6 protein-coding genes are annotated in these 9482 nt (G+C 55.5%); 4 read left to right on the top strand and 2 right to left on the bottom strand.

Annotation, left to right across the window (positions count from 1 at the left end; all coding sequences use genetic code 11):
• The coding region (locus AC6ROY_RS23385) for an S-layer homology domain-containing protein (protein ID WP_500102983.1) at positions 1 to 2408 on the top strand (2408 nt) is incomplete at its 5' end.
• An 84-nt stretch (positions 2409 to 2492) separates the two neighbouring features.
• Here the strand turns inward: AC6ROY_RS23385 and AC6ROY_RS23380 are convergent.
• Together AC6ROY_RS23380 and AC6ROY_RS23375 are read right to left on the bottom strand one after the other, a co-directional pair.
• Positions 2493 to 3155: an RloB family protein gene (locus AC6ROY_RS23380; protein WP_500102982.1), complete on the bottom strand. Its 663-nt coding sequence runs from the start codon at positions 3153 to 3155 to the stop codon at positions 2493 to 2495.
• On the bottom strand, positions 3142 to 4446 hold the full coding sequence (locus AC6ROY_RS23375; RefSeq protein WP_500102981.1) for an AAA family ATPase: 1305 nt from the start codon (positions 4444 to 4446) through the stop codon (positions 3142 to 3144). The genes AC6ROY_RS23380 and AC6ROY_RS23375 overlap by 14 nt, the downstream gene beginning before the upstream one ends.
• A 286-nt stretch (positions 4447 to 4732) precedes the next feature.
• On the opposite strand from AC6ROY_RS23375, the gene AC6ROY_RS23370 reads away from it, so the two are divergent.
• The 3 genes from AC6ROY_RS23370 (at position 4733) to AC6ROY_RS23360 (ending at position 9344) form a co-directional block, all read left to right on the top strand.
• Positions 4733 to 5836 (top strand): lactonase family protein, encoded by a 1104-nt coding sequence (locus AC6ROY_RS23370; protein ID WP_500102980.1) that lies wholly within the window; start codon positions 4733 to 4735, stop codon positions 5834 to 5836.
• A gap of 46 nt (positions 5837 to 5882) precedes the next feature.
• A complete protein-coding gene (locus tag AC6ROY_RS23365) occupies positions 5883 to 6911 on the top strand; it encodes a formylglycine-generating enzyme family protein (protein WP_500102979.1) in 1029 nt (342 codons plus the stop codon).
• 93 nt (positions 6912 to 7004) lie between these two features.
• Positions 7005 to 9344 (top strand): S-layer homology domain-containing protein, encoded by a 2340-nt coding sequence (locus AC6ROY_RS23360; protein WP_500102978.1) that lies wholly within the window; start codon positions 7005 to 7007, stop codon positions 9342 to 9344.
• Positions 9345 to 9482: the final 138 nt, after the last annotated feature.

The following is a 9482-nucleotide window of genomic DNA, read 5'->3' as shown; positions in this document are numbered from 1 at the left end:
GGTACAGCAGCGCGACGAACAGCACAACAGGCGGCACGGCGATTGCGAATGCGACGGGAGCCTCCTATAACCCGCCGACGACAGCGGCAGGAGAGATGTACTATTACGTCGTGATCACGAACACGAACAGCAGTGCGACAGGCACAAAAACGGCGACGCTGACAAGCGACGCGGTGAAGGTGACGGTCAACATGGCCTTAACGTATGTGATTGCGCCGATCACGGATCAGCATGCGGCAGCTCTGCTGCTTGACTACGCTGCGGGCACTCAAGAAACACGTGCCGTGTCCGTCCACAATACGGGTACGGGCGTGCTGACCAACCTGTCGGCGTCCCTGAGCGGCCCGAATGCCGGCGACTTCGAGCTGACGCAGCCGGCTTCCGCTCTGGCAGCAGGAGCTTCGGACACGGGCTTGACGGTTCGCGCGAAAAACGGTCTGGGTGCGGGAACTTATACCGCGGTTGTGACGATTACGGCAAACGGCGCCCAGCCGGTAGCCTTCCAGGTAACCCAATCTGTCAATCTGCCGGACGCTCCCGCCAATCCGCAAGGCTTGAGCGCGGAAAGCGGCAGCGGTGCGGTGAAGCTAAGCTGGAACACGGTGACCGGGGCGACCTATTATCACATTTATATGGGGACAGTCTCCAACGCATATACCGGAGTACCGATCGCAACGGTGACAGAGGCCACCTATACGGTGACAGATTTCCAGTATGGCACAGCTTATTACTTTATCGTCAAGGCTGGCGGCCCAGGGGGCTTGAGCGCTCCGTCCAATGAGCTCCGGGTTGTTCCGGCTACGGTGCCGGCAGCTCCAGTCGGGGTAACGGCCACAGCCGGAGACGGTTATGCGATGCTTACCTTCATGCCGCCGGCCCGGGATGGAGGCAGCGCGATTACCGGGTATGAGATCACCATTTATCCGGGAGGCAGCACGATAACGGCGAACGGAAGCCCGGTAAGGCTGACAGGTCTTGCCAACGGGACCCGGTACACCTTCACGGTAAAGGCAATTAACGCCGTCGGCAAAAGCGAAGCTTCGGCGCTTTCGAACGCGGTAGTGCCGGAGGCAGCGTCCAGTTCCTCCGGGTCTAGCGACGGCGGAGACGGCCCAACCGGCGGATCGACGTCAGTCCCAACGCCGCAAGCGCCTGCGAACGTCGTTGAGGTGCTGGTCAACGGGAAGGTGGAGAACGCGGGGACCGCAACGGATAGCAAACGCGACAGCCAGACCGTTACCACGATCAGCGTCGATCAAAGCAAGTTGGATGCGAAGCTGGCGTCCGAAGGACAAGGCGCGGTCGTCACCATTCCAGTGAACTCGCAATCGGATGCCGTCATTGGCGAGCTGAACGGTCAGATGGTCAAACATATGGAGAACAAGCAAGCGATTCTGGAGCTGCGCACCGAACGGGCGACCTACACGTTGCCGGCCGGGCAAATCAATATTGATGCGATCTCAAGCCAGGTTGGCCGGTCGGTTGACCTGCAGGATATCAAGATTCGGATTGAAATCGCCGCGCCGACCTCGGATTCGCTTCAAATCGTGCAAAGCGCGTCTGTGCGGGGCGCCTTTGAGCTGATGCTGCAGCCGGTGGAGTTCACCGTGAAGGCGGTGCACGAGGGTAAGGTGATCGAGGTGACGAAGTTCAACGCCTATGTGGAACGGACGATCCCGATTCCGGCCGGAGTAGATCCGAACAAAATCACGACCGGCGTAGTTGTCGAGCCGGATGGCGGTGTGCGCCATGTACCGACCAAGGTGACGCAAATCGAAGGCAGCTATTACGCCAAAGTGAACAGCTTGACCAACAGCGTTTATTCGATCGTGTGGCACCCGCTGGAATTCAGCGATACGAAAGGGCACTGGGCCCAGGATAGCGTGAATAACATGGGCTCCCGGATGGTTGTGGACGGAACGGCCGAGGATCGGTTCAGCCCTGAGGCAGCGATTACGCGCGCCGAGTTCGCAGCGATTGTGGTCAAAGGTTTGGGGTTGAGGCTGGAAAAGCAAGCGCCGACATTCTCCGACGTCCAGCCGGCGGATTGGTACAGCCGTGCGGTAGCAACTGCTCATGCGTACCAATTGGTTGAGGGCTTCGAGGATGGAACCTTCCGTCCCGCAGAGCGCATCACGCGCGAGCAGGGCATGGCGATGATCGCGAAAGCGATGAAGCTGACCGGTCTGAAGGCCAAGCTTCCCGCGAGCGAAGCCGATGAGCTTCTGCGCTCGTTTACAGATGAAGAGGATGTGGCTGATTGGGCAGAGGCCTTCGTCGCAGACACCTTGCAGTCCGGCATCGTATCGGGTCGAGGCGAGGCTGAGCTTATGCCGAAGGCCATGATGACACGTGCCGAGGTGGCGGTGATGATGGAAAGGCTGCTGAAACGCTCCGGGTTAATCTAGGGCTTGGATTGAAGAGGCGAGAGAAGTAACGAAGGGGTATCCCGTTCTGTCAGAACGACAGGGACGAGGTACCCCTTCGCTAACTTACATATTTAAATAAGGCTCCAGCGCTTCAACAAGCTCATAAACGTTGGTTGATGGATTTTGATGGCACGGATCGTACCGCCCATCCCGGCGAAAATGCTCGTATTTCAATTTTTTAGCCCAATGGGCGGCTAGGGCGGGATCGCCTAGCTTTTGCAGCTTTTCGTACAAGGTGGGGTCATTTTTAACGTATTCCTCATTCAAATAACCGCTTAGCATGGCCTGATACTGATCTCTGGAGATCGCCGTATCCAAATAATTAAAATGAAGCAGGTACCACAGCTCAAACGCTTCGTTGGAATAGGCATATCTGATTTGGTTGTCGCGGCATAAAGTAAGCGCTTCGTTAAAATGCTCATCCGGAAATGAATCCTTATCCAGCACACACCATATCTGAACGTACGGAGCTCGCCGCTGAATGGCTTCCTCCTTACGCCGAATGGCTTCCCGTACCAAACTGACTGTGTTTTTTCCTTCGCCCTCGATATTCATCTCAATGACATCGGAGTTGACGGGGAAGGCTTTGAAGTAATAGGGCTCGGTTCTCTCACCTTCGCAGACAATAAGAAAACGGTCTCTCACCTTCCGGCTATTGGCATTTTTTCGACCGTAGCCCTCGGTCCGTTCCCGTTTTCGCTTGTGATGAAGGTTATCCGTTCCCATGGGCAACCTCCTCCAGAAACTGGTGCAAGTTGCCGAGGTTCGGGATTCCTCCATACTTCCCTAACAAATAATCTTTGCCGTAGGAGGCATCCTTCCTTGTTTTTTTTCCTTCGGCATCCAGTTTATAGTCGACAAGCGAGTACAGATCAGTAGCACCATATGGGTCCTTCTCGGCAAACCAGACCTGGTCGCGCCGGAACGTTTCCTTGTTCAAATTGGTTACATCATGAGTTGCGAAAATGAGTTGGGCGTTGCTGGCGTTAACATCATAGGAATGGAACATGTCGATCACTTTTCGCGTTAGCAGCGGATGAAGCTTGGCGTCCAGCTCATCAATGACGAGAATACCGCCATTCCGGAGCTTCTCCAGCACAGGACCCGCCAAGCTCAAAAACTTTTTCGTTCCTTCGGATTCATCTTCACCGACATCAAACACGGCAACTCCGGCCTGATGAAGGGAGTCATCGTATTTTTTCTTGAGGCTGGTGACAGTCTGGATGGTGGAGATTTTATCCAGCACCTCCTTCGGCAAAGCAACCTTGGTTTGAAAATGCTCCATCGAGATGTTTTCCACCTGCAGATCCTCGATGTTGAAATCGGCTGCACGCACGAAATTCAGAATGTTTTTTTTCAGCTCCGGTTGCTCCAGCATGTCTGCTGTATAGCTGATGGAGCTGTTGCTTGTGCCCGACATAAAGTTCAAGTTTTGCATCCATTCCAGCATAGCGGTGGCAATGGCACCGTTAAAATTGGCTACGACTGAAATAAATAAGGCGTTTGGCCGTGTTTTTTTCTCAAGTCCCTTGGCTTCATCTGTAAAGGCCGTTCTGGATTTTACTTCAATGCCTTCGGCGTCGCGAAGAAACAAGGCTACTTCCTTCGGTTTATGAAAGTCCGGGCGTTGGAACAGCCACTCTTCGAGCACCCGTTTTGTGTCTGCTACAAAGCCGTATCGGTACAGAGCGCCTTGGTGGAGCAGCACGATCTCGAACATGCTCGGACCTTGTTCCGTAGCCGTGCTTAGCTTGAACGGCACCAGCTCCAAATCTTCAGTCGCTTGCGACTCTTTAGATGAATGGATAACAAGCTTCTTCATCGCTTGCATTGCGGCAAACAGATTGCTTTTTCCACCTCCGTTGGCACCATAAAGGACAGCGCTTTTCAGCAGCTTGAACGAACCGGTCTCGAACACATGCGTATCGGTATGCTCGCTGATCGAAGCGGCCTCCATACTAAGTGTTACTTTATTTTTAAAGGACAAGAAATTTTCAACACTGAATTCAATAAGCATAGTGGTTACCTCATTTCCGCTAGGTAATCGGGTTCTTTCTTCACAAATAGTGGTGTTTAGTAATGTTGTGGTTACGTGGAAGAGATGGTTCAACTCTGATTATATCGTTATCTAGCTAACTATATCATAATTATTATGCTGTTTTCGCCATAAAATACTCTGAATTTGAGAAATTTTCTCGAAAATAACAATTTTCTACCCATACTTGCAGTTCCCCCGTTCACTTTGTAAGATGAAGAGAATGCAACAATACCTATCTACTTTTATCTGCCGGGAGGTTTTACTTATGTCTGCTGCACCGCAGCGTTTGCTTGTTTATATCGGGTCCTACGCGGAGGCGTCCGAGCCGGGCGTGTATGTCAGCGAATTAAATGAAGAAACAGGGGAGCTGACCTTGCTTGAGCAGGCGTCAGGACTGAAAAATCCGACGTTTCTGAACGTCGATCGAGAGAGCGGGAAGCTGTATGCGATCGCGGAGGGATTGGATGATGCAGGCCGAAGACGGGGCGAGGCTGTAGCTTTTTCCTTGGGCGAAGCGAGCGATCGGCTGACCGAGCTGAACCGGGCGTTTACCTCGCCTGATCCTACTTGCCATATTCAACGGAAGGCGCAGGCGGATTATTTTATTCAGGTCAGCTATCACGGCGGGCATGTGGCGTTGGTTGGGATGACGAAGGACGGCGAGATCGGCGAGCAGCTTGATTTGAGCCAGCATACCGGCCACAGTGTGAATCCGGAGCGTCAGGACAGGCCGCATCCGCATTCGGCATTTTTCAGTCCGGATGGACGATTTGTGTTTGTATCGGATCTCGGGCTTGACCTGATCCGCTCTTATACAGTGGATGAGCAGTCGCACAAGCTGCATGTGCATGCCGATACGGAAGTGCATCCCGGCGCAGGACCTCGTCATCTGACCTTTCATCCGAACGAGCAGTTTGCCTTCGTGATCAATGAGCTGGATTCCACGATCGTGGCGTTCCGTTACGAAGCGGAGGCAGGTCTTCTTCACACGATCCAGCAGGTGTCGACGCTGCCGGAAGGATTTACCGGGGAAAATGGGTGCGCGGAAATCGCCATCTCCGAGGACGGCCGCTTTGTATACGGGTCCAATCGCGGCCACGACAGCATCGTTGTATTTGCGGCAGACGAAGAGACGGGATTGCTGTCGCTGGTGGAGCATGTGTCGGCGCTGGGCGAGCATCCGCGCCATTTTGCACTGACGCCGGGCGGCCGTCTGCTGATCGTGGCCAACCGGGATACGAACAACGTGGCGACGTACAAGGTGGATGCAGCGACCGGAAGGTTAACGGCGACCGGACACAGCCTGACGGTGTCCAAGCCTGTTTGCGTGAAGCCTGTTGCCGTCGCGGCTGCAGCCGGGCTAATGTGAGCCGCAGTCTGTATAGGCCGACATCGAAGATGAAGGGAGAAAGCTTATGAGCGAGGAGCAACCGAAATCATGCTGCTCTGCAGCACGTCAGGCGCTGACCGTCTCGTCTGAACCCCCGCAGCTGCCAGGAGACGAGGACGCACGGGCTGACGCTGTGGAAGAAGCTGCGGGAGTGGCAGTCGCACCAGACAAGTCAAAAGCGTTGGATGAGGCCGCGCCCCGTCCGCAGATGATCACCCTGGAGGGCGGAACGTACCTGATGGGGACGCAGGCGGCCGACGGCTTTCCGGATGACGGAGAAGGCCCGATTCGCCAAGTGACGGTTCGCCCGTTTCGCATTGCGGCGCATACGGTCACCAATCGCGAGTTTCGCGCATTTGTGCAGGCAACCGGTTACGTGACCGAAGCTGAGCGCTTCGGCTGGTCGTATGTGTTTCATTTATTTGTGCCGGAGGAGCTGCGTTCGGATGTGGAAGGCTCGCCGCGTGAGACGCCCTGGTGGCTTGGCGTGCGCGGCGCTTATTGGGCGAGGCCCGAGGGAGCGGGCTCTAGCATCGACGACCGATTGAATCATCCGGTTATCCATGTGTCATGGCACGATGCGCAGGCGTATTGCGAGTGGGCCGGCGGGCGTCTGCCGACGGAAGCGGAATGGGAATATGCCGCTCGCGGCGGATTGGAGCAGAAGACGTACCCGTGGGGCGATCTGCTGAAGCAGGACGGCCGTCACCGCTGCAACATCTGGCAGGGCAAGTTTCCGACCGTCAATCACGGCGAGGACGGCTATGTCGGCACCGCTCCGGCAGACGCTTACGAGCCGAACGGGTACGGGCTGTACAACGTATCCGGCAACGTCTGGGAATGGTGCGCCGACTGGTTTGACCGCAACTATCATACGCGCTCGGCGGCGGTTGATCCTGCAGGAGCGCCTGGAAGCGGCTTGCGTTCGCTGCGGGGCGGCTCCTACCTTTGCCATCGCTCTTACTGCAACCGGTACCGGCTGGCGGCGCGCAGCAAAAACACACCGGACAGCAGCACCGGCAATATGGGATTCCGCATGGCGATGGATATTTAACTTTCGAGCCGGAGAGAAGCAACCTTTTGGAAAAGCCGCGCGTCTAGGGGATAGCTCATGAAAATCTTAGAAATGAAGAGAGGACGATCCCCGATGAAATTGATTAAAAAGGCCGCTCCGCTGGCGGTTGCTTCTGCCCTTCTGCTGTCCACCGCCCCGCAAGCATGGGCGGAAAGTATGTCTGGAGGGCCAACCAGCTCCTCCAGTGAGCTTACGTTTCTACTGTCTCAGGAACCGAAAAGTGAGACGATGGTCGAACCGACGGTGACCAAGGAGCAGGCGATTGCGCTGGCGAGCAAGCTGGTAGCTATTCCTGACGGCTACACGCTGGAGTCGGTCAGTCTGAACAATTATGCCGGCGGGACAGGATATGTCCCGAATTGGTCGCTGAATTATACGAAGAAAATCAAGGAGCATGTTCAAGGAAGCTTAAGCGTGAGCATTCATGGCTTAAACGGCAGGCTGATCTCCTACAATCTGTACAACCGCGATCCGGAAAACAAGCCGAGCTACCCGCCGAAGGTGGATTTTCAGGGAGCGAAGGGAATTGCGGAGGGCTGGCTGCAGAAGCTGAATCCGAATGAAGCGGTAACCTACAACGATCAGGCGGAGAAATCATTCCGCACTCCGCTTAACGGCAATTATCAATACCTGATTCGTTATGACCGCGTTGTAAATGGTGTCGTGTTCCCGCAGGACGGCGTGTCGATCGAGGTCAATGGGGAAGGCGAAGTGACAGGCTACCAATTCCAATGGACGGATGGCGTCGGCTTCGAGCAAGGCGTGACGCCGATTGGACCGGAGCAGGCCATCCAGGCGTTCCGTGATAAGTCAGACATTGCGTTGTCCTACGAAATTCCTTATGAGCGCCGCTCCGACAGCAAGCCGATCATTGCTTATACGATGAACACCTTTATGCTGGATGCGGCGAAGGGAGAGCCGTGGAGCCCGAACGGAGCGCTGCCGCCAGCTGCTGCCAACAAGCAGCCGTTGACTGACAAGCCTCTCGCCGGGCTGCCGGCGGAAGAGCTGAACCTGACGAAGGAAGAGGCCATTGCCCGCGTCACGGCGGCGTTCCCGGTTGTGAAGACATATAAGCTCGACAATGCGGACTATAACGAGCAGCGCGATTCCAGCAGCGGCAAGGTTCAGGCAAGCTGGAGTATCCGCTGGAGTCAGCCTGTTTCCGAAGCAGACGCAATCAAGAGAGCAGGCGGCGTCTGGGCCAGCGTGAATGCGAAAACGGGTGAGGTGCAAAATTTTAACAACAACCAGCTTTACATGTATAACGAACAGAAAAAGGTTGAACCGAAGGTGTCGCTAGATGAAGCGAAGAAAACGGCGGTTGACCTCGTACAGAAGCAGCTGCCTGCCTATACGCACCAGCTTGTGCTGAACGATGCGGAGCTTCGTCAGCTGCCTGAGTCGAGGCTGAAGGAGTTACGGGCGTGGGATTTCACCTTCAGTCGGATCATTGACGGCGTTAGTGCGAACCAGGAGCGAATCAACGTCAGCATTGACCGTGAAACCGGAGAAGTCTTGAACTATTACGGGATGCTGAGTCCGTTTGAGTACCCGGCTGTGAAGCCGCAGGTCATTGACGAAGCGAAAGCGAAGGATTTGCTGTTTTCGCAGTATGAGGTAAAGCTGTCCTACGTGCTTGTTCAAAACGATCCGTCCGGCGGCTGGCTGCCTATTGAAAAGTACAAAGTGATGGTTGCAGCCGGAGAAATATTGCCTGCTGCCGGCGGCAAGCTGGAAGCGAAGCAGGTTTACTCCTTGCAGTCCAAATATGCCCGCGAGCCGTATTTCCTCGACGCGCAGACCGGACAATGGCGCCAGGCGTCTAACGGCGAGCTGACGACGCTTGAGCCGGTGCAGGCGACGGATCTTGAAGGTCATTGGGCAGCCCGCGAGCTGCAGCTGATGCTGGATTACCAGGCGCTGGAGCTGACTGACGGAAAGGTGAACCCAGGTCTGGCCATGACGCGCGGTGAAATGGTCAAAATGCTCATTATTGCGATGAACGGCGGCAACCGCGGCATTTTTTACGGAGCGGAGCGCAAAGCTTCCTTCGCTGATGTGGCCAATGGCTCGGCTTTGTTTGCTTATGTGGAAAACGCGGTTGATCGGGGGCTGATTGACCCGGGCGCAGCCTTCAATCCGAGCGAGAAGATGACGCGCGAGGATATGAGTCAGCTGATCGTCCGCGCCCTTGGCTACAAGCAGCTTGCGGAGTACAAGGATGTGTTTAATACAAGCTTTGCCGACGCGGCGTCAATGGAGCATACCGGTCAGGCGGCGATTGTGGTCGGACTCGGCATCATGTCGCTGACGGACGGCAGCTTCAAGCCGGCGGAGGAGGTAACGCGCGCCCAGGCGGCAACGGCCTTCTTCCGGTATTTGCAAACACGGGAGCAGCTGCAGCGGTAAGGAAGGCGCCCGTTTACAGGAAAACGCATAGCAAGTAAGGGAAATAGAAGCAAGCGAAGCTCTGCATGCGATCATGTGAGCTTCGCTTGTCTTAGAAAGACAGCTGCGGCCAGCGCCTCGTCAGAGGCAGCGCCGCAG

Source organism: Paenibacillus sp. sg306046 (assembly GCF_059821225.1).
The sequence above is the reverse complement of the archived record's forward strand: the minus strand, read 5'-3'. Positions and strand labels throughout refer to the sequence as shown.